Here is a 24,108-nt window from a genome sequence, read left to right as displayed (position 1 = left end):
ATTATTATTGAAATAATTTAAATATTTTCTTGAATTGCGCTTTACACTGCAATTTAAGTGTGGTCGATTATGAAAATCTCACATGCCTATTAGTTATTGAGACTAAAAATGTGAGCTTGGAAGGAAAGTAACCTGTAATAAGGAGTCGTTGACTATGGGTGTAACTATTTATGATGTAGCAAAAGAAGCAAATGTCTCAATGGCTACTGTTTCACGTGTGATTAACGGAAACACTAATGTGAAACCAGCTACAAGACAAAAAGTATTAAATGCAATCGGGGAATTAGGTTTTAGGCCAAATGCGGTTGCACGAGGTTTAGCTAGCCGAAAAACAACATCAGTTGGTGTCATTATTCCAGACATTTCAAATTTGTTTTTTGCAGAGTTAGCAAGAGGTATTGAGGATATTGCCTCGATGTATAAATATCATATTATCCTTAGTAGCTCTGATCAGCAACAAAATAAAGAGCTAGACTTATTAGATAATATGTTAGAAAAACAAGTAGACGGAGTCATTTTTATGGGCTCCTCAGTAACGAGTGAGCATATTGAAGCGTTTAGCCAAGCTAATGTCCCTGTCATATTAGCAGCTACAGTAGACGATAGTCACACGTTACCTTCAGTTAATATTGATTATTATGAAGCAATGAAAGATGCCGTTATTCACTTAAGTCAACAAATTGACAAAGAAGCGATTGGGTTTGTTACGTCTCCTTTAAACGCTAAGATTAATGAAATGAAACGTCAAGGCTATTTAGATGCTATTAAAGAGAGTGGTTTACCATTCAATGAAGAATACGTCTATCCAGGCGATGACAGTTACCAGTCTGGTATTGATGCCGCGAATTATTTCTTAAATCAATCGAATCCCCCTAGGGCAATTATTACATCTTCAGATGAAATGGCACTTGGGGTCGTTCACGGTGCTCAGGATTATGGAATCAAAGTACCAGATGATTTAAACGTTGTTGGTTTTGATAATACGCGCTTAGCTAATATGGTCAGACCAACCTTAACCAGTGTATTACAACCGATGTATGACATTGGGGCCGTCTCAATGCGTTTGTTAACGAAATTACTTCGCGGGGAAGAAATTGAAGAGGAACAAGTCACTTTACCTCATCGAATTGTTGTTAGAGACTCAACAAAAAATTAAACCTGACGATATAGTTTATAGGTAGGCTTATATAGAAGTAGGGTGAGAGAGAGATGAAAAAAAGTGACATACTAACACCAGTCGGTATCGGTCTTGGTGCAACAATGCTTTTACTAGGTATTTATTTTAATGATGGCTTTGGTGGTGTAACATCATTTATTCAAATTAGCTCCATGATTGTTGTCATTGGTGGTTTAACAGGTGCATTATTTGTTAACTTTAACTTAGCAGAAATGAAATTAAGTTTAAGGGTTTTTAAAGAATCGTTTCGAGACGATGATTATAATTTAAGAGAACTAATACAATTATTTATATCATTATCAGAAAAAGCGAGACGTGAAGGACTCCTAGCATTAGAGAGTGAAGTTGAAGAATTGAATGATCCGTTTATTAAAAAGGGGATTTATCTAGCCATTGATGGCATTGAACCGGAAGTCATTAATGATATTATGAACGCTGAAATTGCTGCGACTGAAGAACGTCATAGCAAAGGGCGTTCGATTATAGAAAAGGCCGGGGAATATGCTCCTGCTTGGGGAATGATTGGTACACTGATTGGTTTAATCTTGATGTTGAACCAATTGAATAATCCTGAAACACTCGGACCAAGTATGGCAGTGGCATTGTTAACCACTTTCTATGGGATGGTGCTTGCGAATCTTGTGTTCTTACCAATAGCAGGTAAATTAGTTTCACGTACTGAAGAAGAAATCTTCATGAAACAAGTCGTTGTTGAAGGTGTGATTGGCGTTCAATCTGGTCAGAATCCGAAAATTCTAGAGGAGAAACTAAGTGCTTTCTTACCTGCTGAAACAACGAAAGATCAGCAAGAGGAGGAAGACCAGGAAGAGGAGGTAACATGAAGCCAAAAAATAAAAAGCAGCCGAAACGTAGTGCGCCGCTTTGGATGGTTACATATTCAGATATGATGACGCTGATTCTTGTTTTCTTTATTTTGTTGTTTTCGATGTCACAAATTGATGCAACGAAGTTTAATGCAGTAGCGGAATCATATCGAGACAATGTTATTTTCGACTTTATGCCTTCACCGATTGAAGAAGAAAATCCAACCGATTACGAAGAAGAAAGTGAAACGGATGGGGAGAATGATTCTGAAGATGAATCTCAACCGGACCAGGAACCGAGTCAAGATATAACAGCTGAGGAAGATCAGCAAAATCTAGACGAAATATACGAAGAAATTCAAGCCTACCTAGATGAAAACGAATTAAATGATATGATTACCGCTAATCAAACGGATCAAGGTGTTGTCCTTGTATTGCAAGAACGTGTGCTATTTGAAACGGGTGAAGCGGAGTTAATCGAGGATTTCCAACCATTTTTAGATCAATTAGCTTTATTGTTAGGGAATATGCCTAATAATGTTGAAGTCGAAGGTCATACAGATGATCGTCCGATTAATACATATCGTTATCCTTCTAACTGGGAATTGTCGACTGCAAGAGCTAGTAGTGTGATTCGATATTTTATTGAAGAACATTCATTAGATCCAACACGTTTTGAAGCGACGGGTTATGCTGAATATCGTCCTGTTTCAGACAATAATTCGGAAGACAATTTACAACGCAATCGTCGGGTGGAAATGGTTATCTTAGAATTAGATCAAGGTTCATCTTAATCAAAAAGCCTAATGGAGACTGATAGCAGTTTTCTCCATTAGGCTTTTTTTACATCATATAATTACGGTCGTTGAGGATTGGTTGTAATAATTTTTGTACGAGAATGCTATTTTTCTCGGTTATTTCTTCTTTTCTTGGAATTGGTTTATATAAGTTCTCTTGATCATGCCATGTTGCAGGAAGCGTAACGGGACTTTCTTGTTGAAAGCGTTCAATCCAAGAAGTTGGTATGTTACCTTTGAATGGTTCTCCATGATTAGCAACAGCCCATAACTGTGACCAAGCACGAGGCACGACACGCCAAATATCATAGCCACCACCACCTAAAGCAACCCATTTCCCCTGACAATAAGTATCTGCAACAGATTGGGCTAATTTAGGGATTTCCTCATAAATCTTCATCGTACAAGCCAAATGGGATAAAGGATCAAGAACATGCGCATCAGCTCCATTTTGAGTCACGATAATATCTGGAATGAAATGCTCGGCTACATTAAACAACGTTTTCTGATAAGTATCTAAAAATGACTCATCTTCCGTAAAGGCATCAATTGGAACATTAAACGAAGTGCCATAACCATCATTGTGCCCACGTTCATTTATATTACCTGTGCCCGGAAATAAATAACGACCTGTTTCATGAATCGAAAGGGTGCAAACATTAGGGTCATCGTAAAATATCCATTGGACACCATCGCCATGATGTGCATCTGTATCAACATATAATACCTTATAATCATAATGCTTTCTAATATACTGAATGGCGATCGCTGCATCATTATAAATACAAAAGCCAGATGCTTTACGGCGAAAACCATGGTGTAATCCTCCACCGAGATTAACGACAGTATTATAAGAACCATTTAAGACATGATCGACGGCACTTAGAGTTCCACCAACTAGTTGACTGGCCGCGAGATGCATGTCTTGAAAGGCAGGTGTATCCTCGGTCCCAATTCCAAACTCAATTGTTTCTTCTTCTTTTAGTTCATTTCGACTTGCTCGTTTAACGGCATCTATATACTTCGGATCATGTACTAAAGCGATTTCAGAATCGGTTGCAATACGAGGTGTGATGATTTGTTCATCACTTACAGCTTTCATGTCCTTAAGTAATTCGTAAGTTAATTCAACGCGTTTTTGATTAAAAGGATGCTGTTCACCAAAATTGTAGTTTTGAAATGTATCTGTATAGATGAATCCTGCTTGTAGATGTGTCATTTTGATAACCCTGGAATATTTGGCCAAATCACTTCATAGCCGTATTGTTTCAGTTCATCAATTAATGGCATCGGATTCATCGTTTGAATTCTTAAGACAATAATTTTTTCAGTATAGCTATCTTGATAAGGATAGACATAAACAGAAGAGATATTGGTGTTTCGTTCACTTACAATCTTGGTGACATGTGGTAAAACGCCCACTTTATTAGGCACTTTGATTTCTATTTGCGAACTTTGCTCATGAATGCCTGTAAGCTGAATTAAGCGATATAGTAAGTCTTTCTCTGTCACGATTCCGACCAGTTGATTATTTTTCGTGACAGGCACACAAGCAATCTCATGATCATAAAAAATCGATGCAATATCTTCGATGAAATCTAAAGGATGAACGGTAATAACAGGAGATGTCATGATCGATGATACATCGTGTTTTAAGATTTGATAATTCTGTTCAGGTTCTAAAATAGATGGTGTTGCATCTCGTACATCTCGGTCTGATAAAATACCAACGACTTGGTCATTTTCATCCACAATTGGAATATGACGAATGGTATGTTCATTTAATAAAGCTAAGGCTTCTTCAATTAAGTCACTAGGGCTTAATTTGACTGTGGGTTTGGACATAATTTCTTCTACTAACATCGTCTCACCTCATTTTTACATCCAATCATGACGCTTACCCATAAAGCGTAATGAATCGAATGTTTCAATTGATTCTTCTGGTACGTTCTCACCAATTCTAACAAGTAAACAATTAGCGGGGTGGGACATAATTTCTGGGTCGTCTGTTGACATAGGTGTCAGTCCACCATGGCCCATCATTCTCTCCATGATTTCGCGATATTGCCAAATATTTAGTCGTGTTGAATCCATATCCCAATGCCAATAGTATTCAGTTGTAATGACAATATAGTTCTCCATTTGGTGATCTAACATCGCCACTTCTAGCAAAGTGGATCCAATACTAAGACCACGATAGTCATTAGATACTTCGATAGCACCTAATTCAATCAAATCTTCCATTTTGATTTCAGACCAACGCTCTAATGGATCAGGATGTAAGAAGGTCGCATAACCAACGATCTTATCGCCATCACGAGCAATAACAATACGTCCTTCTTCGAAATCAGCAATAGACTTTACTGCTTCAAATTGTTTCTTAGCTGGACGAAATGCTGTTAAACCCTCGTCAAAGTAATAATCAGCTAAAAAAGTTGAAGATAGAGGTCCTTCTACAATAATGACTTGATCGCCATTCTGAATCGTTTTGTGATGATAGGTTTTTGGATGCTTCAAAGTGACACCACCTAAATCAAATGATAAGTCTATTATAACATGTTTAGTCATCATTCTTATAGAAAAATCCCACTGAATTGAGTCAGTGGGATTTGAATAATTTAAGGTTGATTTAGTTTGAACTGTCACCGGAACCGTCGGTGGAACCATCGTCAGAACCACCACCGGAACCGCCGCTGGAACCATCGTCAGAACCACCACCGGAACCGCCGCTGGAACCATCGTCAGAACCACCACCGGAACCGCCGCTGGAACCATCGTCAGAACCACCACCGGAACCGTCGGTGGAACCATCGTCAGAACCACCATCGGAACCGTCGGTGGAACCATCGTCAGAACCACCACCGGAACCGCCGCTGGAACCATCGTCAGAACCACCACCGGAACCGCCGTTAGAACCATCGTCAGAACCACCACCGGAACCGCCGTTGGAACCATCGTCAGAACCACCATCGGAACCGTCGGTGGAACCATCGTCAGAACCACCATCGGAACCGCCACTGGAACCATCGTCAGATCCTTCACTGGAGTCATTATTATCTCCTGATCCAGAATCTCCTTCAGAACCAGACTCTTCACTTTCTTCTTCCTCTTCTTCAAGTGAACCATAAATTACTGATTCAGATAGGTTTGATTCATGGCCATACAGACTTACAGCTCTCACTGCATAGACAGAATCACTTGATGGAAGAGAAATTTCTGTTGACGTTGTATTTCCAATTTCACTAAATGAGCTATCTTCATCTGCAGCACGGTAAACTCTATAACCAACAACTTGACCGTCTGCTCCAGACCAATTAAGTGTACCGCCTGAAATAGATACATTGGATGGTGCGCTAGGTGCGCCTTCATCATCTAATTCGTCTTCAACGTTGACCAAGTCTGGGATATCACCATCCTCGATGATTTGGTCCATATCAACTGGGTCAGACCAACCAGAACCAACTCGATAAGTTGTGCCCCAGCCAAATTCATCGATAAAGTCGTTTTCCATTGTAAAGCCTTCTTCGGTAAATTCACTAGGTGTTGCATCAACAGCTGGATAACGATCGCCATCTATTTCGACATAGTCACTAGTTGAGAAGATGTCGTTATCGCTAGAAGACGGTGCATAGTCGGTATTAAATAGGTCAGTTTCAACTAAACCGAGTTCAGCGCACATGTCACTTGGCGCGTTACCTGTTAATCCACAGTAACTGCGTGAAACAATGCCCCCAGGACTTGAAAAGCTTTCACTTGGTGTTACAAGGTCAGAATTTATCTCAGCAGAAGAATTAACGAGTTCCGACCAAAACTGTAGGTTACGTCTACTATACTGATCATGGTTTAGCTCTAGAGCAGATGGATTTACGGCTTCATCATGATTGTAATACCCCATCCATGTTCCGACTGTGACATTTGGGTTAGTACCTACAAACCAAGCATCTTTATAGTCTCCAGATGTACCTGTTTTACCAGCCCAGTCAACACCAGGATTATTCAGTGTATAATTTAAGGATGCTGCCGTACCATTGTTGACGACATCACGCATCATATCGATCGTTAAATAAGCAGTTTGAGGCGAGAAGACTTCCTCAGATTCGGATTCATGTTCATAAATAATATTGCCTTCATCATCTTCAATGCGCTCAACCATGTACGGACTCTTATGGTTACCTTGATTAGCGAAAGTCGTATAAGCAGAGACATTTTCTTCAATGGTCATAGGAGGTGATGGACCTAGAACGTTTGATGGAACGTTTTGTCCACCATCAATCCCCATTTTGTCTAAAAATCGTTTTGGATTACCATCTTCTTCGATGATGTCAATCATCAAACGGGAAGCAGGGATGTTATCGGAATCCCGCAATGCTTCTCTTGCGCTAACAAATCCACCAGTATCATAGGAAATATAGTTACTTGGTGACCATGGTTCGCCAGGGTAGTAGTCAAATTTAACATTTAAAAGAGGTGATCCAGGTTGAATAATACCTAATTCCATTCCGACTGCATAACCAAACAACGGTTTCATCGTACTACCAGGAGGTCGAATATTATAGGTTGCATTATTGACTTGGCGTCTGTCGAAATCTCGACCACCCACAAAACTTAAAATGGCACCTGAACTATTCTCAATCATCATCGCGCCAGCTTCAACAGGAATTTCTTTTTGTGTTATTTCACCTGTATCAGGATTTTCTACTTGAACGGTTTTTGTTCTACCGTAATTGTCAAACTTATTCTTTCTAACTTGCCATTCGTCATAAATATCTTTCTTAATGGTTGTATGCACTTTTAGTCCGCTATGACGCAATTCATTCATGGCTAAATCACGGTAATGCTGACGTGTTGAGTCAACATTATTATATTCTTCTAATTCACCTTGTTCTTCAGCTAATTGTTCAGCTAAGACGTCGCGTGCACGTCTTTGAACTTCATCTGCAATAAATGGGTAATCGTCACGAATCGATTCAGTTTTTTGGGTGAAATCAGAGACAATGTCGTAATTTAAAGCCTCTTCATATTCTTGATCACTAATTTTCCCAGCGTCATGCATACGTTCCAGAACTGATTCCATTCGGTTTAAACCAGGTTGTAATTGATCTTCTGGCTTAAGTTCACCACCATTAGCATAAGGTGTATAAACATATGGATTTTGTGGTAAACCAGCGATATAGGCAGCTTGAGGGATATTCAACTCTTCAGCATTCACATCAAAGATTCCTTGAGCTGCTGCTTGAATACCAGCAATATTACGCCCAGTAGAGTCTCGTCCAAATGGCACGACATTTAGATAAGCTTCTAATATATTTTCCTTATCAATAAATTGTTCTAAGCGTAAAGAAATGAATATTTCCTCAGCCTTACGTTCGAATGATACTTCATTAGACAAGATTTGGTTTTTAACGAGCTGCTGGGTCAATGTACTACCACCAGTTTGCGTAGGTGTTCCAGCAAATTGTTGGTATAGGGCACGCATGATGGCCTTTGGTACAATACCTTCGTGCTCATAGAAATTCTCGTCTTCAGTAGCAATCACAGCGTCTATGAAAGTTTGTGAGACTTGATCACTACTAATTTGTTCACGGTGTATATTACCACGAATTTCACCTAAGTATTTTTCGTCAGCGAAAAATACTTCAGATGTTTCTTCATAGTTATGGACCATTTCTGTCATTTCACTAGCTTCACTAACTTCTACGTCTTCAACTAAAGAAGCGAGATAGCCGAAACCTAATCCACCAATAAAAAAGGCGACGGTTACACCGATAATGATGAAGAATAGTAAGACATTCCAAGCAATATCGAGTGAAACACGTGTGTATTTCGGGAATTTTCCTTTTTGAAAAAATGATAGAAATTTATTGTCAGATTTTTGATTACTCATCGACGAACCTCCTAAAATATCGATTATATTATAGCATATCTTGTCTAATCGTCATATCATCTATTAGAATGATTATGTTGCGTTTTTAGTAAGACTATGGTAAAAATATAATGATCAAATAAAAATAACAAGCGACGAATAGTTGAAGTAAGGACATAATGATGGTGTTACAGAGAGCTGATGGGTGGTGCAAATCAGTACACACTATGGACTGAATTACGGCTAGGAGCTTTTCTCGATTAAGAGACGGTTAATCCCGTTAACGAATGAAGTGGTGTCTTGTATTTGAAGACACAAATAGGGTGGTAACGCGAGCCTCTCGTCCCTAAGCGGATGAGGGGCTTTTTTATATTTTAAAGGAGGTATACCATGAATATTATTGAAGATTTACATGCCAGAGGGCTCATTAATCAGATGACTGATGATGAGGGATTAGAAAAGCATTTAATTGAAGATAGAGTGTCACTATATTGTGGATTTGACCCTACAGCTGATAGCCTTCATATTGGTCATTTATTACCTATTTTAATGCTGAAACGTTTCCAAGAAGCGGGTCATCGACCGATTGCATTAGTTGGTGGTGGTACTGGTTTAATTGGTGATCCGAGTGGACGTAGTGAAGAACGTCAATTGAATGAGGAATCAATTGTTCAAGATTGGGTGGCTAATATTGAGAGTCAATTGTCTCGTTTAATTGATTTTTCCGATGAGAAGACAGGAGCCAAAGTCGTGAATAACTATGATTGGCTTTCAGAGATGTCAGTGATCGATTTATTGCGTGATGTAGGTAAGCATTTCAGTGTTAATTATATGTTAGCGAAGGATTCTGTTGAAACAAGAATCGAAAACGGGATTTCTTTTACAGAATTCACTTATATGTTGCTTCAGTCACTTGATTTCCAACGATTAAATCAACAAGAAAATGTGACCTTACAAATTGGTGGTAGTGACCAGTGGGGTAATATTACAGCTGGATTAGAATTTATTCGTCGTAAAAGTGATGAAGGTGAAGATGTTGAGGCATACGGCCTAACAGTACCGTTAATTACTAAGGCTGACGGTTCAAAGTTTGGTAAAACAGCAGGTGGAGCTATTTGGCTTGATGAGAAGAAGACGAGTCCTTATGAATTTTACCAATTCTGGATTAATACCGATGATCGTGATGTCGTGAAGTTCTTGAAATCTTTCACCTTCTTATCATTAGAGGAGATTGCTGAATTAGAGAAAGAACTATCAGAACGTCCAGAACAAAGAATTGCTCAGCGTCGATTAGCTGAAGAAATGACGAAGATGGTTCATAGTGAAGCAGCCCTCAATCAAGCACAACGTATTACGGCTGCACTCTTTGGTGGAGATATCAATGATTTAACTAAAGAAGAGGTTGAGGTCGGTTTTAAAGATGTTCCGACCTATGAATTAGTTGATTCCGAAAAAGGTTTAATTGATTTACTTGTTGAAGCAGAAATTTCTTCATCTAAACGTCAAGCACGCGAAGATATTCAAAATGGTGCGATTTATATTAATGATCAGCGTCAGCAAGATTTGGGTTATGTTGTGAATCAGGAAGATCGAATTGATAATGCATTTACTGTCATTCGCCGTGGTAAGAAGAAATACTATTTAGTACGTCATAGCTCATAATTTCATAAACAGCCAACTTTGTTTAAAGTTGGCTGTTTATTTTTATAAAACCTGACTAAATAGATGAGTTTTGTTTGATTTTTTACGGTTATAAAGGTATAATCATTTTGTTGTATTATTCATAAACTAAATTTGATACAACATGAATTGATTAAGGGGGATTATCATGCTAAACATCATGAAGAAATTATCGTTACTATTAGTTGTGTTAGTTGCATTAGCAGCTTGTGCAAGTGAAGGTAGCAGCGATTCAGAAGAAGGGGAAGAAAACCAATCAGAAGAATCTGCAGAAGGTAAAACGCAAGAGAAAGAAACTGTAGGTAATAATGAAGAACTCGTGATTGATTTGGATTCAACACCATCATCACTTGATCCACATGCAGCAAATGATGGGATCTCGTTATATGTGATGACAAATATTTATGATACATTAGTTCGGATGAATCAAGATCTTGAGCTTGAACCGAGTTTAGCTAAAAGTTATGAACAAGTGAATGAAACGACTTGGGAGTTTAAGTTAAGGGAAGATGTCACATTTCATGATGGTGAACCATTTAATGCAGAAGTGGTCAAGATGAATCTTGATCGTGTCTTAGATCCAGAAGTCGGGGCAACCTTAAGTTTCTTATTTGATATGATTGACGAGGTAGAAGTCGTCGATGATTATACAGTTCAAATTCATACACAATACCCATTCTCAGCACTACCAGCTCATTTAGCTCATCCTGGTGGTCACATGATTAGTCCGAAATCAATTGAAGCGGATTACGAAGGGATGGAGAATGGAGAAAACCCACTTACAGCTGTTAATGAAAACCCTGTAGGTACAGGTTATTATGAATTAGAGGAACATAATTCAGGTGAAAATGTAATCTTAACGAAAAACGAAGATTACTGGGGAGAAAAACCTAACTTTGAACGCATAGTTTTCAAAGCAGTTCCTGAAGAAAGTTCACGTGTTTCAGAATTACTGACTGATGAGGCTGATATCATTTATCCGGTCAATACCGATAAAGTGTCTAGTATCAATGAGTCAGAAGAAGGTCGTGTGAAAGAATCAGAAAGTGCTAGTATGTCTTACTTAGGTTTTAATGTTGAAAAAGAGCCATTAGATAATCGCGAGGTACGCCGAGCTATTAATATGGCTATTGATAAAGAAGCTTTAGTAGAAGGCTTGATGAGTGGCGTTCCTCTACCAGCGGCTGGTCCATTAGCGCCAACAGTGAACGGATACAGTGATGAATTAGAATTGATTGAACATAACGTGGAAAAAGCAAAAGAAATATTAGAAGAAGAAGGTTATGAGGAAGGCTTTAGTCTAGATGTGTATGTCTATGATAAAACGACGGCTGATACAGCTGTTTATATTCAGTCTGAATTAGAAGAACTCAACATTGAACTTAATATCGAACAGTTGGATATAGGTGCTTATTTAGATCTAACAGCACAAGGAGAGCATGATATGTTAGTTGGTAGTTGGGGGACTGTAACTCTAGATGCTGATTATGGTTTATACCCAATGTTCCATTCTGAAAACGCAGGATCGGCAGGTAATCGTTCATTCTTTAGTCATGATGAAGTTGATCAACTATTAGAAGAAGCTAGAAGATCTAATGATGAAGAGAAACGTTTAGAATTATACGAGGAAGCACAGCAAATTATTATTGATGAATCACCTATCGTTCCATTATATCATTCCGTTTTACTAGCAGGATTAAGTGAAGATATAGAAGGATTCTACCAGTATCCAAGTAGTTTCCCTTATTTAAAAGACGTTAAAAAATCGGAATAAACTTGTAAATTAAAAGGAGAGCTCAAAATAATTGAGCTCTCCTTTTTCTTATTGATTTAATAAGTTTTCAATATCATTCATAATCTGACCAGCTTCTTCCCAATTACCATTTGATAAAGCATTTTGGTACTCATCGAACAGTTCAGAAACGTTATTCAGACGTTCTTGAGCGTCTTCGCTAATTGGGGGTGTTTGCTGTTCGTTATCCTCTTGATCAGTTTCGCCAGTTCCAGTACCTTCGTCATCTGGATTTTCAGCATCTTCAGGCATGTTTGTAGGAGCACCACGTTCAATTCGGTCAACTAACTCTTCTAATGCGTCATCGAATGTAGCTTCCATGACAATATAATCTCCATAAGCGACGACAACTTGCTTCACTTCAGGTAATGATGTTTCATTAGAAGATTCGATATAAATCGGTTCAACGTACATGATTGTGTCTTCGATTGGAATCGTTAATAAGTTACCACGAATGACGCTTGAGCCACCTTGTGACCATAAGTTTAATTCTTGTGAAATCACGCTATCTTGATTAATACGGTTTTCAATTTGTTGAGTTCCGTAAATATTACGTTGTTTTGGAAACTCATAAACCACTAATTCACCATAGTTGTCACCATCGTTTCTTGCACCCATCCAAGCTATCATATTTTGCCGGTTTTTCGGGGTGTATGGTGACATGAGCACAAATTCTTCCTCATCATTTCCTGGCAGTGCCATTGTGACATAATAAGGATCCATGGTAATATCTTGATCAAAATACCGTTCAGTTGAGAATTCCCAGCGGTCTTCACGGTTATAAAATACTTCTAAGTTACCCATATGATAAGTTCCGTAAATGTCTGATTGAATCTCAAATAAATCAACTGGGTAACGGAAATGTTTTTCAATATCCTCTGGTATTTCTCGAGTAAATAATTGCGGGAACATATTTTCATATGTCTTCAGTAATGGATCTTCTTCATCGACAACATAGAAATCGACTTCACCAGAGTAAGCGTCAACAGTTACTTTTACCGAGTTACGAATATAGTTATCTTCACCATTATGTCTTTCAGAATACGGGTGATTTCCTGATTTCAAATATGCATCGATCACCCAAACAAGTGAACCATCATCACGGACCACGATATAAGGATCTTGGTCATAGTCTATAAATGGTGCAATCCGCTCAACACGTTCTTCAATATTACGAGTTGCTAGTAGTTGGCTTTCATCAGTTATTTGATCAGATGTAAACATTCTAAATGATCCTTCACTGATTGAGAATAAGGCGCGATTTATACCTGCTAATGAAATACCAGTATCTTCACTAAAACGGTAAGATTGGTTGCTATCTCCCATTGGATAATCAAATTCATCTACTTGGGTGTTAACCATCACGTTCTGTGCTTGTTCTTCACCGAAGTAAATCTGAGGTCGTGTAATCTCGACTTCACCTTCTGCAGGTATATCTTGGACTAAATATTCTGGTTGTCCTTGAGAATCTATCTCATTAACTTGGCTCATCGTTACACCGTAACCGTGTGTATACCGTAACTTTTCATTTCGCCAAGTTCTTGCTTGGTCAGGTAAGTCTGTTGTATTTAATTCACGGGTACCGACAAATACCTGTTGATAATCACCATTAATTTCATAACGGTCAATATCGACATCGTTGAATTCATAATAATTCCGGAACGTTTGCAATTGGTTATAAACGTCTAATAAAGGTCGAGAATCATTAATGCGAACATTTTCTAATGTATTTTGATTTCGATCAATCATATCCTGATCTAAGCTGCGAGAGCCTGGATGGTCTTCTACAGTAATATCGTTTAAATCGTAAGCATCAAGCGTTAAATCAAGATTATGCTGTAAATAAGGTTTCTCACGATTAAATTCATTTGGAGAAACCACATAACTTTGAACAACAGCCGAGACAATTTGGCCGGTCAATGCCACGGTAATGTAAAGTGCAATAGGGATAACCATCCATGTTAGATTTCCTTTTATTAAAGCAGCAATTAAAATCCCTACACCTAATATCGCGATACCGGCTAAGATATAAGCTTTAGGTATGTTAATCACATCATCTGTATAACTTAAGCCATAAACAACACTTTCTTGAAACCAGTTTACTTGATTGGTTAGAAGGGTATTGTATGGTTCAAGTAGATGATTAAGCGCTATAAATATCCCGATTAAAGCAACGCTAACACCTAGATGCCATTGAGCTATTCGACTTTCTCGGTACATGTTGAAAACTGAGTAAGCTAGCCCAATTATAACGGTCATAAAGACTGTTAAGCCCAATAGTAAATTAATAACTAGCTCGAAAATCGGTAATAAATAAATGTAAAAGGAAAAATCTAAATTAAAATGTGGATCTGTTTGACCAAATGTTTCATAATTTAATGCTTTTAAAGCAGGCTCCCAACCGATCCCTTGTACCATAACTGTTCCTACAGCACCAAAAATTAGAGCGATAAGAAATATAATCGTATAAGCAGATTTTTTCTTTAATAAAATTGGTGGGATCGTTTCTTTGTTTAAAAATTTTATGTAAGCCCGGTGTATCCAAAAGAATGTAACATAGGCTACTACAAAATAAAGTATAAAACCAATTAAGCCCAGCGAAACTCGACTCATTAATATAGTTGTGAATACTTGCTCGTAACCAACGGAATCCATCCAAATGTATTCAATAATCCAGTTAAAACTTAATAAACCGATTATAATGAATGGAATCAGAATAATACTTAGCCATTTTAGAGGTTTCAACCATTTTGAACCCGATTCTTTCTTTTGATTCGGGTGTTGAAACACATTATCGTCACTCATGCAATCTCCCTCTCCGTGTATAGTCCAATGACTATTATACCAAAATACAGTCGCTGGATATAGTTATAAGGTAACATTGTGAGATGGTTTTTATGACTTATTTTTAATTGAAACACATAAAATAGTCGAAAAATGTTTTTTGGAATCAGAAGTATTTAGTATAATCATAAAACACGACAACAATTTAGGAGACTAGCTCATGCGACAACTACATGATTTAATAAAAGAAATTAAACAACCTGAACTTATAGATTCTATGGACAATCCAATGATTGAAGGTCTTGTCGATCATTCTCAGAAAGTGAAAAAGGGAGATTTATTCGTAGCAGTTCAAGGATATGAAGCAGATGGTCATCAGTTTATTCAAGATGCGATTGAGCGTGGAGCAGTTGCTGTAATTGGAGAGAAGGATTTAACAGGTTTTAATGTACCTTATTTAAAAGTTGACAACAGTAGACATATATTAGGGGAACTGGCTAAAGTATTTTATGATTACCCGTTCGAAGATAAATTAGTTATTGGTGTCACTGGCACAAATGGTAAGACAACAACAAGCCATATGTTGCATCATCTTCTAGTCGAATCCAGTTATCAGGCAGGGTTGATTGGGACGGTTAAATGCGTCATTAATGGTCAGACCTTTACACAAAAGCAAACAACGCCGAGTGTCTTAGACTTATATCAACACGTTTATGATAGTCAAGATGACGTAATGGTCATTGAAGTGTCGTCACATGCTCTTGATCAAAACCGATTAGCAGGCGTCACATTTGATTATGCCATTTTTACGAATTTGAGTTATGAACATTTAGACTACCACGCTGACATGTGGACTTATTTTAAAGCGAAAAGACAACTATTTTTACAATTAAAGCCTTACGGACAAGCTTTAGTCAATGTTGATAATGATTGGGGTAAACAGCTTTATGAATGGCTAGAGTCCCATCAATTCCATGTTAAACGTATTGGGCAGTCAGTTGATTCTGATGTAAGATTAATGGATATGGATTGCAATGAAGGTTGTAACATGACGTTAATGATTCATGAAGATTCTTTCTCAATTCATTCACCACAGTTAGGTTTGTATAACTTATATAATTTGGCCTTGGCTTTTTCTGTAGCATACGATTTAGTTGAAAATCCTCAATTATTAGTGGATAAGGTTAAAACTTTCTCAGGAGTGCCTGGCAGGTTTGATTTATTCGAAATGAGTAATGGTGTAAAAGTTGTCGTTGACTATGCTCACACATCAGATGCTGTTCAACAATTATTAGCTACGGTTTATACAATTAAGTCTGGCCATTTATTCCATATTTTTGGTTTCAAGGGGAACCGTGATAAGAGTAAAAGAGATGATATGGTTCGTCAATCTTTAAACTTTAGTGATCAAACCGTTTTAACAATCGGAGAATTAAATGGTGAAACAGTAGAAGGCATGTTTGATGAAATGAGTCATTTAGTCAGTATGTGGAATGATGAGCGATTAACAGTTGAGCAACCACGTCACCGATTAATTGAACGGATCATAAAAAGTGCAAAACCAGATGATTGGCTAGTTATAAGTGGACAGGGTCATGAACTTTATGATTATGAGAATGAGTGGGGGACGAAAACAGACGGGGAAACCGTTAATTATGTTGATCGATTATTAGCAACAGAGTTATCAAAAGAATAATAAAAAAACTCAAGCCAAAATTTTGGCTTGAGTTTTTTTATTAGGCAACTTAACGTGAATACCACTCAACGATAAGCGCTTCATTAATTTCTGAAGAAAGCTCAGAACGTTCAGGGTAACGGTTGAAAGTAGCTTCTTTCTTGTCCGCATCTGTTGTAACGTATTCTGGAATAACATTAGCAGCTTCTAGAGCTTCGTTAATAGCGTCTAAGTTCTGTGATTTTTCACGTACACCAATAACTGTACCAGGTAGTACACGATAAGATGGGATGTCAACGCGACCACCATCTAATGTGATATGACCATGTGTCACTAATTGACGAGCTTGTGCGCGTGTACGAGCGAATCCGGCACGATAAACTAAATTATCTAGGCGAGATTCAAGGATTTGCATGAAGTTCTCACCATGAACACCACGCATTTTAGCAGCATCGTCAAAGATACGACGGAATTGACGTTCAGTTAATCCGTACATATAACGAAGTTTTTGTTTTTCCTGTAGTTGTAGTCCATATTCAGTAAGTTTTTTACGTTGAGATGGACCATGTTGACCTGGCGCATATGGGCGTTTCTCTAATTCTTTACCAGTACCTGTTAGAGAGATTCCATAGCGACGTGATTTCTTCCATAGAGAGCCTGTGAAACGTGCCACGAGCGTCTCCTCCTTTTTTATTTTATTTTGCATAAAATAAAAACAGTGCGTTTCCTGATCTATGCGCATTTTGCTTTCATGTACCTTCGCTCCAGCAGCAGAGAGTTACGCGATACACCTCATTACAAGAGGTACAAAATGCAGACCACAGTCATTCCACCGAGGCTGCCTTTTATTTTACACAAAAGATATTATAGGATGTGTAGTGAATAAAGTCAAGCCCTATTGTGATTTTATTCTATAAATGTTTTTTAAGTGTTTCAACAAACTGTTCTAAGTAATGGTGATCTGTTTCATCAAAACGTTCTTTAATAGGAGCATCAATATCTAAAACGCCAAAAATTTTGTCATTTACTATGATCGGAACGACAATTTCAGATTGGCTTTGAGCATCACATGCAATGTGGCCAGGAAATTGATGGACATCAGGCACTAGTTGGGTTGCCCGTTCTTTTGTAGCTGTTCCACAAACGCCTTTACCATTAGGGATTTTCACACATGCAGGTAAACCTTGGAATGGTCCAAGAACAAGTTCGCCATGATTCATCGTGTAAAACCCAACCCAGTTCACGTTGTCGAGAAACTGGTTTAATAAGGCGCTAGCATTTGCTAAGTTTGCTGTTACGCTATCTTCTCCTTCAAGTAGACTGTCTAGTTGTTTTAATAATTGTTCATAGCTTTGTGATTTAGTTCCAGTGTAAGATTGGACTTCAAACATTTTGTGAATCTCCTTTAAAAAATATTTTTAATCATCTATATTAGACAGGATAACAGCTAACATTGTCGAAATTAATAAGTATGGTATAGTCGATTAGTTACAGGTGGAGGTGGTTTCGTGTCTAAACAATCTAGTCGTGAAAAAATAATGAATGCTGCCATAGAGTTGTTTTATTACAACGGATTTAATGGTACATCTATAAGAGCAATCACTGATCAAGCAAATGTTAATGTGTCATTGATTAGTTATTATTTTAAAAATAAACAAGGCTTACTTGAGCAAGCGACTGTCGATTATTATGAATATTATTTAGAAATGCTTGAATCATTAATAGACGAACACCCAATTTCGACAAAAGATGATTTCTTGAATGTGATAAAGGAAATTATACATTATAAAGAGAAACATTTTCAATTTACGTGTTTCATTCAGCGTGAATTAACGCTAGATAATCAATTTATCCGTGAATTATTTTCAACTTATGTCGGAAAGGAAACATATTACTTTAAAACACTTGTCGAGAAAATAACGGAGCGAGTTAAGGCAAATAAGATGGAGCAAGAGGCGTTCTATTTACAGTTTAAGAGCTTGATTAATGGTCCGTTTATTTATGGTAATGAGTGGAAACGCGAATATGAGTGGGATGATAGTAGAGGTGTGTTTATCCAATCGTATATTAATTTGTTAAATCAATGGTTTTCACCGTTATTAGCAGAATAAATGTTATATAAAGAAATTTTTATAAATTGACATTTTTTTAGCCAAATCGGGTTAAATCGTGATATGATTGGGTATATAAGTATATGATCGGAAAAGTGTTAGGGGGCTTTTGATGGAATACATAATCGGAATAATCATACTCATAATTGCCTTTATTTTAGTAGGAGTCGTAGCACGTAAAAAAGTTTATAACAAAGTCGACACACTTGAAACATGGAAAGTGAAACTCATGAATCGTCAAGTAGCAGATGAACTCGGTAAGGTTGGCCATCTAAATCTAACAGGCGAAACAGAAGAGCTATTTGAAACGTGGCGAAATGAATGGGACGACATTAATGATCACGTGTTTACTGAAGTGGAAGAATATTTATTAGATGCAGAAGAAGCTGCAGAAAAATACAAATTCGGCAAGGCCTCACGTAGTTTGAAAGCAGTTGAGCAAAAGCTCTCTAGGGTCGAAAAGACCATTGATGATATTTTTGATGAAGTCGACCGATTATTACATTCTGAGCAGGATAGTCGAGAAGAAGCTGAGAAGTTGCAACCCATGATCTCTGAGACTCGAAAGAAAGTATTGCAAAATGGCTATCAACTTGGTAAAGCTGAGGTTGTGTTTGAGGTTGAGCTCGATGAATTGCAACAAGAAATGGCGAGGTATGAGGAATTAACAACAGAAGGAAATTATTCCGATGCCTTAGAGTTGATACATAATGTGAAAGCGCGGTTGAATGAATTAAACCGCAAAATCGAAACATTTCCTGAATGGTACCGTTTATGTAAACACACTTTACCTGAAGAGTTAGATCAGTTGCATAATGGTTTGAAGGAAATGAAAGATGATGGCTATCGTGTACAACACTTAGGTATCGAAAAAGAGATTCAAACGCACCATGAAACTTTATTAGCTGTTGTTGAGCAATTAAATAAAGGTAAGGACGATGATGTTCAAGAGAAAATCGAACAAATTCAATCAAGAATGGTAGAAATTTATGACCAATTAGAAAAAGAAGCGTTTGATAAGAATTTCGTCATGCAGCGTTATGATTTGCTGGACAACAAAGTGGAACAAGCTCGTGAAGCATTTAATGAAACTAAAGAGAACGTTATGATTGTTAAGGAAAATTATCATCTTAAAGATGAAAAGTATGAAAAGCAGTATGAGTTAGAAAAAACGCTTGATCAACTTGAGAAAAAAGCAACACGTATTAAAGCTATGATTGAGCATGAAGAACAACCATATTCAACGATTCGTGCTGATTTAGAAGGTTGGATGTCTGATTTTGAAGAATGGGAAGTAGCTCACCAACAATTTGCAGATCATCTTTACAATTTACGCAAGGACGAGTTAAGTGCTCGTGAAAAAATCGATCAATTAAAACAGCGAATTAGTCATGTACGACAAAGATTATACAAAAGTAATTTACCTGGTGTTCCTAACTACATTGTAGACTTAATTAACCAGGCAACAGATTTAGTTGAAAAAGCCAATCAATCCTTGAATGTACAACCATTAGATGTTGATGAAGTTTCAAATACATTAGAAGAAGCAGATAAAAATGTGGAAAGAGCGGTTGAGCAAACGGATTTATTAATTGAGCAAGCGCAGTTAGCGGAATACCTCATTCAATATGCGAACCGATACCGTAGCAGTTATCCTGTTCTAGCAGCCAAAATAGCAGAAGCAGAAGAGCAGTTCAGACATAATGATTATGAATTAGCATTAGAACAAGTAGGAACTGCCTTGGAAGAAATAGAGCCTGGTGCTGTTAAGAGAATTGAGGAACAATTAAAGGTAACTGCATCATAGAGGGAGTGGTGTAGTATGGATCGATTCATTATTATTTTAAGTTCAGTCTTGTTTGTTGCCACATGGACGGTTGTGATTGTTTTATTTATTCAAGAATCAAAAACGACTTATGTTGCACAAGATCATTTTATTTCCGAGGAAATATCTTTATCCGACAAATCATTTGATTCTTTGTGGGCTTTACATAGTCATCAATTGCAGTTGGTACAGAAGGAAACCAATTCATCAAATGAATTAGTTGCAGATGGAGCGTCTTTTAATGCAAAACAATTGAAAGAAGAATTTCAGTCCATTGATGATTCCTCTTTGGATTCTTGGCGTGAATATTTCACTGATGAAGAAGATCAAAAAACGATTTCAATCAATGAATTGTTAAATATCTTTGGTCAAACTAATGAAGCTGTCTCCGAATCATAAAGGGAGAGAGCTTCTTTTATATTTGCTGTCACATTATACATTGTGGTAATATAATTTGATGGAAATGCGGACGACTAAAGGAGATAGGAAACTATGATATATTTAGACAATAGTGCCACAACAAAACCATACGATGAAGTCGTTGATACGTTTCAAAAAGTAGCGACGACTTATTTTGCAAACCCATCTTCGATTCATGCATTAGGTGGTGAAGTTGAAGCACTTTTGACTAAATCCAAAGAACAAATAGCTTCATTATTAGAGATTAAACCACATGAAGTGATTTACACATCAGGTGGTACAGAAAGCAATAATTTGGCGATTAAAGGTACAGCTCATGGTTACCAAAATCGTGGGAATCATTTAATCACATCAAAAGTTGAACACCCGTCCGTCCTAGATACATTTCGTTATTTAGAAACACAAGGTTATTCAGTCACTTATTTATCAGTAGATGAGTCGGGACATATTTCATTAGAGGAATTAAAAGAATCCATTACGGATCAAACTATTTTAGTTAGTCTCATGCATGTGAATAATGAAATTGGTACCATTCAACCGATTGAACAGGTGGCAGATTTATTAGCTGATTACCCGAAAACGGTGTTTCATGTTGATCATGTACAAGGATTTGGTAAGCTTTCACTACCTTACAACCATCCTCATCTTGATTTAGTGACGATATCAGGACATAAAATTCATGGATTAAAAGGTTCAGGTTGTCTAATTAAAAAAGACCATATTCATTTAACGCCACTTCAACACGGCGGTGGTCAAGAAAATGGCGTGCGACCAGGAACGGAAAATATAGCAAGTGCTGTTTCTTTAGCCAAGGCGATGCGTATTGCTAAAGAGAACGAACATTCATATCAGAAACTCGAACCATTACGTGATACTTTGGTGGACAATTTATCGAAATATGACAATGTGAAGATTAATTCCCCCCGAAGTGGTGCATCTCATATTTTGAACTTTTCTGTCCAAAACTTTAAACCAGAAGTGTTGATTCATGCATTGAAAGAAGAAGGTGTGATTGTTTCTACTAAATCCGCCTGTTCTTCTAAAGACAATGAAGTCAGCCATGTATTAGAAGCATGTGGTTTAAGTGATGTCTCTGCAAGCAGTGCTATTCGAGTTAGTATGACAACAGAACAAACTAACGAAGAAGTACAATCATCCTTACAAGCTTTTCAAAATGTAATGAATAAATACGAAAAAATAATGGGGTCATAATATGAACTACGATCATATATTAATTCGCTATGGCGAATTAGCATTAAAAGGTAAAAATCAAAAATTCTTTATTAGAACGTTGCGTTCCAATGTACAACAAGCACTAAGTGATTATAAGGGCTTGTCGATTAAAGGTCAGCGCGATCATATGTATATTTTGTTAAATGGTGAAGATCCTTATCCAATCATTGAACGTTGTAAAGATATCTTTGGCATTCAATCTTTCAGTATGGCCATGAAAGTGAATAATGATGAAGAATCCATTAAAGAGGGGACACTTGAAGCGATCAAGAAAGAAGAGGGGCAAACTTTCAAAGTGACTTGTAAACGCCCCAACAAAGAGTTTCCAAAATCGTCTCAAGAAATGAACCGTTTATTAGGTGGACATATTCTACGTAATACTGAAGGTTGGGAAGTTGATGTTCATCAGCCAGATGCTGCGATTAAAGTTGAAATTCGTCATGATGCAACGTATATAACGTCAGGTCGAACTGAAGGGAAAGGTGGTTTGCCTGTCGGTTCAACTGGTAAGTCATTATTGATGATGTCAGGTGGAATTGATAGCCCTGTTGCAGGTTATTTAACAATGAAGCGCGGTGTAAAACTAGAAGCAATTCATTTTCATTCACCACCTTTCACATCAGAACGTGCTAAGCAAAAAGTTGAGGATTTAGCGCAAACACTGACAAAATTCGGTGGAGATGTGACCGTTCACTATGTGCCGTTTACAGAATTACAACAAAAGATCTTTAAAAATGTTCCCGAGTATTATGGTATGACCGTGATGCGTCGAGTGATGATGCGTGTGAGCGAACAACTTGCCAAGCAACATGACATCTTATCACTGGCAACAGGTGAAAGTTTAGGACAAGTAGCGAGCCAGACGATGGAAAGCATGAATGCTATAAATGAAGTCACGAATTATCCGATCATACGACCATTAGTCGCAATGGATAAAAATGAAATTATCAATATCGCAAAAGAGATTGATACTTATGATATTTCAATCCGACCTTATGAAGATTGTTGTACGGTTTTTGTTCCTAAACAACCAAAAACAAGACCGAAAAGAGAAAAGATTCTCGAAATAGAAGCGTCAGTTGATTTCACACAAGAAATTAATGAAGCTGTTGATCAAGTTGAAACAGTTGTTTATAAAAATAATGCAAATCAAAAACAGGACTCATTCGACGATCTGTTGTAAATTCTGTCCTTCCATCATTTGCATAGTATGATTGCCTTCTTGTTATCTCACAATAGGTAACGAGGAGGTGAAAGACATGGCTCAAAACAACTCAAATAACTTAGTTGTACCTGGTGTACAAGCAGCTTTAGACCAAATGAAGACAGAAATTGCACAAGAATTTGGCGTGCAATTAGGTCCTGATTCAACATCTCGCTCGAACGGCTCTGTTGGTGGCGAAATTACTAAGCGTCTAGTCCAACAAGCACAATCTCAAATGAACCAACAATAGTGGGCAACAATACAATTGAAGCAACGTTTCATATCCAATGTTTCATTGGATCGTGAAATGGAAGAGGTAGTTACTTAGATGTAACTACCTCTTTTCTATAGAATGGATGAAAGTAAAATTAGTGGATCTGTTAAATTTTAATTTATTATAAGTTGATGGTTGTTGAATTGTGAGAAGCGAAGGTGGCGACTCCTGGTCGACTAAGTTCGGTCACGTCCTGTGACCAACGTCGACATTAGGCCGTCCGGGCCGTCACGGGAAAAGCACGTGTCTCGAGACCCCCAGAGGTCCACAGGATGTGGGTCACTTCGGCGTTCGGACAGGACGTCCGGAACTTAGCCGAAGTTCCTTTAGTGGCCGAGGAGGCTCGAGCCGTGCCCCTGCATAGAAAACACTGTGAAAAACGAACGTAGTGAGATTGAACAGATGTTGCACTTGTGCCCTATGGGTGAAAGCGTCCACCGAAAGCGGAT

General features: G+C 37.6%; 19 protein-coding genes and 1 other annotated feature. Of the genes, 12 read left to right on the top strand and 7 right to left on the bottom strand.

What is annotated here, in order from left to right; genetic code table 11:
* Positions 1 to 154: 154 nt before the first annotated feature.
* From ccpA to motS, 3 genes are read left to right on the top strand one after another with little or no spacing between them, the layout of a single operon-like run.
* A complete protein-coding gene (gene ccpA, locus ACKXGF_RS10460) occupies positions 155 to 1,156 on the top strand; it encodes a catabolite control protein A (protein ID WP_411953672.1) in 1,002 nt (333 codons plus the stop codon).
* 53 nt (positions 1,157 to 1,209) lie between these two features.
* Positions 1,210 to 2,019 (top strand): flagellar motor protein MotP, encoded by an 810-nt coding sequence (gene motP / locus ACKXGF_RS10455; RefSeq protein ID WP_411953671.1) that lies wholly within the window; start codon positions 1,210 to 1,212, stop codon positions 2,017 to 2,019.
* Positions 2,016 to 2,795 (top strand): flagellar motor protein MotS, encoded by a 780-nt coding sequence (gene motS / locus ACKXGF_RS10450; protein WP_411953670.1) that lies wholly within the window; start codon positions 2,016 to 2,018, stop codon positions 2,793 to 2,795. The genes motP and motS overlap by 4 nt, the downstream gene beginning before the upstream one ends.
* 49 nt (positions 2,796 to 2,844) lie before the next feature.
* On the opposite strand, the gene ACKXGF_RS10445 is transcribed toward motS, so the two are convergent.
* The 4 genes from ACKXGF_RS10445 to ACKXGF_RS10430 form a co-directional block, all read right to left on the bottom strand.
* The gene (locus ACKXGF_RS10445; protein ID WP_411953669.1) at positions 2,845 to 4,017 is read right to left on the bottom strand and encodes an acetoin utilization protein AcuC; all 1,173 of its coding nucleotides are present in this window, start codon (positions 4,015 to 4,017) and stop codon (positions 2,845 to 2,847) included.
* The gene (locus tag ACKXGF_RS10440) at positions 4,014 to 4,661 is read right to left on the bottom strand and encodes an acetoin utilization AcuB family protein (protein WP_411953668.1); all 648 of its coding nucleotides are present in this window, start codon (positions 4,659 to 4,661) and stop codon (positions 4,014 to 4,016) included. The genes ACKXGF_RS10445 and ACKXGF_RS10440 overlap by 4 nt, the downstream gene beginning before the upstream one ends.
* 15 nt (positions 4,662 to 4,676) lie before the next feature.
* Positions 4,677 to 5,315, bottom strand: coding sequence for a GNAT family N-acetyltransferase (locus ACKXGF_RS10435; protein ID WP_411953667.1), 639 nt, complete (start codon positions 5,313 to 5,315; stop codon positions 4,677 to 4,679).
* A gap of 112 nt (positions 5,316 to 5,427) precedes the next feature.
* Positions 5,428 to 8,682, bottom strand: coding sequence for a transglycosylase domain-containing protein (locus ACKXGF_RS10430; RefSeq protein ID WP_411953666.1), 3,255 nt, complete (start codon positions 8,680 to 8,682; stop codon positions 5,428 to 5,430).
* 125 nt (positions 8,683 to 8,807) lie between these two features.
* Positions 8,808 to 9,012: a binding site (T-box leader), on the top strand.
* Positions 9,013 to 9,051: 39 nt separating this feature from the next.
* Here ACKXGF_RS10430 and tyrS point away from each other — a divergent pair.
* A complete protein-coding gene (gene tyrS, locus ACKXGF_RS10425) occupies positions 9,052 to 10,323 on the top strand; it encodes a tyrosine--tRNA ligase (protein WP_411953665.1) in 1,272 nt (423 codons plus the stop codon).
* Between the two features lie 166 nt (positions 10,324 to 10,489).
* Positions 10,490 to 12,115, top strand: coding sequence for a glutathione ABC transporter substrate-binding protein (locus tag ACKXGF_RS10420; RefSeq protein ID WP_411953664.1), 1,626 nt, complete (start codon positions 10,490 to 10,492; stop codon positions 12,113 to 12,115).
* A gap of 48 nt (positions 12,116 to 12,163) precedes the next feature.
* On the opposite strand, the gene ACKXGF_RS10415 is transcribed toward ACKXGF_RS10420, so the two are convergent.
* Positions 12,164 to 14,938, bottom strand: coding sequence for a UPF0182 family protein (locus ACKXGF_RS10415; RefSeq protein WP_411953663.1), 2,775 nt, complete (start codon positions 14,936 to 14,938; stop codon positions 12,164 to 12,166).
* Positions 14,939 to 15,137: 199 nt separating this feature from the next.
* Here ACKXGF_RS10415 and ACKXGF_RS10410 point away from each other — a divergent pair, with 199 nt between their 5' ends.
* On the top strand, positions 15,138 to 16,613 hold the full coding sequence (locus ACKXGF_RS10410) for a UDP-N-acetylmuramoyl-L-alanyl-D-glutamate--2,6-diaminopimelate ligase (protein ID WP_411953662.1): 1,476 nt from the start codon (positions 15,138 to 15,140) through the stop codon (positions 16,611 to 16,613).
* Positions 16,614 to 16,662: 49 nt separating this feature from the next.
* Here the strand turns inward: ACKXGF_RS10410 and rpsD are convergent, their stop codons facing one another.
* Both rpsD and ACKXGF_RS10400 read right to left on the bottom strand, forming a co-directional pair.
* Positions 16,663 to 17,265: a 30S ribosomal protein S4 gene (rpsD, locus tag ACKXGF_RS10405; RefSeq protein WP_411953661.1), complete on the bottom strand. Its 603-nt coding sequence runs from the start codon at positions 17,263 to 17,265 to the stop codon at positions 16,663 to 16,665.
* A 238-nt stretch (positions 17,266 to 17,503) separates the two neighbouring features.
* Positions 17,504 to 17,983, bottom strand: coding sequence for a GAF domain-containing protein (locus tag ACKXGF_RS10400; RefSeq protein WP_411953660.1), 480 nt, complete (start codon positions 17,981 to 17,983; stop codon positions 17,504 to 17,506).
* A 117-nt stretch (positions 17,984 to 18,100) separates the two neighbouring features.
* On the opposite strand from ACKXGF_RS10400, the gene refZ reads away from it, so the two are divergent.
* From refZ to ACKXGF_RS10370, 6 genes are all read left to right on the top strand, one after another.
* The gene (gene refZ / locus ACKXGF_RS10395) at positions 18,101 to 18,703 is read left to right on the top strand and encodes a forespore capture DNA-binding protein RefZ (protein WP_411953659.1); all 603 of its coding nucleotides are present in this window, start codon (positions 18,101 to 18,103) and stop codon (positions 18,701 to 18,703) included.
* Positions 18,704 to 18,815: 112 nt separating this feature from the next.
* Positions 18,816 to 20,510 (top strand): septation ring formation regulator EzrA, encoded by a 1,695-nt coding sequence (ezrA, locus tag ACKXGF_RS10390; protein ID WP_411953658.1) that lies wholly within the window; start codon positions 18,816 to 18,818, stop codon positions 20,508 to 20,510.
* Between the two features lie 15 nt (positions 20,511 to 20,525).
* Complete coding sequence (locus ACKXGF_RS10385; RefSeq protein WP_411953657.1) at positions 20,526 to 20,927, top strand: hypothetical protein; 402 nt, start codon at positions 20,526 to 20,528, stop codon at positions 20,925 to 20,927.
* A gap of 93 nt (positions 20,928 to 21,020) precedes the next feature.
* Entirely contained in the window at positions 21,021 to 22,160 is a 1,140-nt protein-coding gene (locus ACKXGF_RS10380) for a cysteine desulfurase family protein (RefSeq protein WP_411953656.1), read from the top strand.
* Between the two features lies 1 nt (position 22,161).
* Positions 22,162 to 23,364, top strand: a complete 1,203-nt coding sequence (gene thiI, locus ACKXGF_RS10375) for a tRNA uracil 4-sulfurtransferase ThiI (RefSeq protein WP_411953655.1) — start codon at positions 22,162 to 22,164, stop codon at positions 23,362 to 23,364.
* A 76-nt stretch (positions 23,365 to 23,440) separates the two neighbouring features.
* Complete coding sequence (locus ACKXGF_RS10370; protein ID WP_306977212.1) at positions 23,441 to 23,635, top strand: alpha/beta-type small acid-soluble spore protein; 195 nt, start codon at positions 23,441 to 23,443, stop codon at positions 23,633 to 23,635.
* The last annotated feature ends 473 nt before the right edge of the window (positions 23,636 to 24,108 follow it).

This window comes from Alkalibacillus sp. S2W, assembly GCF_046764385.1.
Lineage (GTDB): Bacteria > Bacillota > Bacilli > Bacillales > Alkalibacillaceae > Alkalibacillus > Alkalibacillus almallahensis.
This window is presented reverse-complemented; position numbering and strand designations above follow the sequence as displayed.

What these genes read in the sequence shown, in the direction of transcription:
- ccpA (WP_411953672.1), top strand. Translation starts at nt 155, where the DNA reads ATGGGTGTAACTATTTATGATGTAGCAAAAGAAGCAAATGTCTCAATG.
- motP (WP_411953671.1), top strand. Translation starts at nt 1,210, where the DNA reads ATGAAAAAAAGTGACATACTAACACCAGTCGGTATCGGTCTTGGTGCA.
- motS (WP_411953670.1), top strand. Translation starts at nt 2,016, where the DNA reads ATGAAGCCAAAAAATAAAAAGCAGCCGAAACGTAGTGCGCCGCTTTGG.
- ACKXGF_RS10445 (WP_411953669.1), bottom strand. Translation starts at nt 4,017, where the DNA reads ATGACACATCTACAAGCAGGATTCATCTATACAGATACATTTCAAAAC.
- ACKXGF_RS10440 (WP_411953668.1), bottom strand. Translation starts at nt 4,661, where the DNA reads ATGTTAGTAGAAGAAATTATGTCCAAACCCACAGTCAAATTAAGCCCT.
- ACKXGF_RS10430 (WP_411953666.1), bottom strand. Translation starts at nt 8,682, where the DNA reads ATGAGTAATCAAAAATCTGACAATAAATTTCTATCATTTTTTCAAAAA.
- tyrS (WP_411953665.1), top strand. Translation starts at nt 9,052, where the DNA reads ATGAATATTATTGAAGATTTACATGCCAGAGGGCTCATTAATCAGATG.
- ACKXGF_RS10420 (WP_411953664.1), top strand. Translation starts at nt 10,490, where the DNA reads ATGCTAAACATCATGAAGAAATTATCGTTACTATTAGTTGTGTTAGTT.
- ACKXGF_RS10415 (WP_411953663.1), bottom strand. Translation starts at nt 14,938, where the DNA reads ATGAGTGACGATAATGTGTTTCAACACCCGAATCAAAAGAAAGAATCG.
- ACKXGF_RS10410 (WP_411953662.1), top strand. Translation starts at nt 15,138, where the DNA reads ATGCGACAACTACATGATTTAATAAAAGAAATTAAACAACCTGAACTT.
- ACKXGF_RS10400 (WP_411953660.1), bottom strand. Translation starts at nt 17,983, where the DNA reads ATGTTTGAAGTCCAATCTTACACTGGAACTAAATCACAAAGCTATGAA.
- ezrA (WP_411953658.1), top strand. Translation starts at nt 18,816, where the DNA reads ATGGAATACATAATCGGAATAATCATACTCATAATTGCCTTTATTTTA.
- ACKXGF_RS10385 (WP_411953657.1), top strand. Translation starts at nt 20,526, where the DNA reads ATGGATCGATTCATTATTATTTTAAGTTCAGTCTTGTTTGTTGCCACA.
- ACKXGF_RS10380 (WP_411953656.1), top strand. Translation starts at nt 21,021, where the DNA reads ATGATATATTTAGACAATAGTGCCACAACAAAACCATACGATGAAGTC.
- thiI (WP_411953655.1), top strand. Translation starts at nt 22,162, where the DNA reads ATGAACTACGATCATATATTAATTCGCTATGGCGAATTAGCATTAAAA.
- ACKXGF_RS10370 (WP_306977212.1), top strand. Translation starts at nt 23,441, where the DNA reads ATGGCTCAAAACAACTCAAATAACTTAGTTGTACCTGGTGTACAAGCA.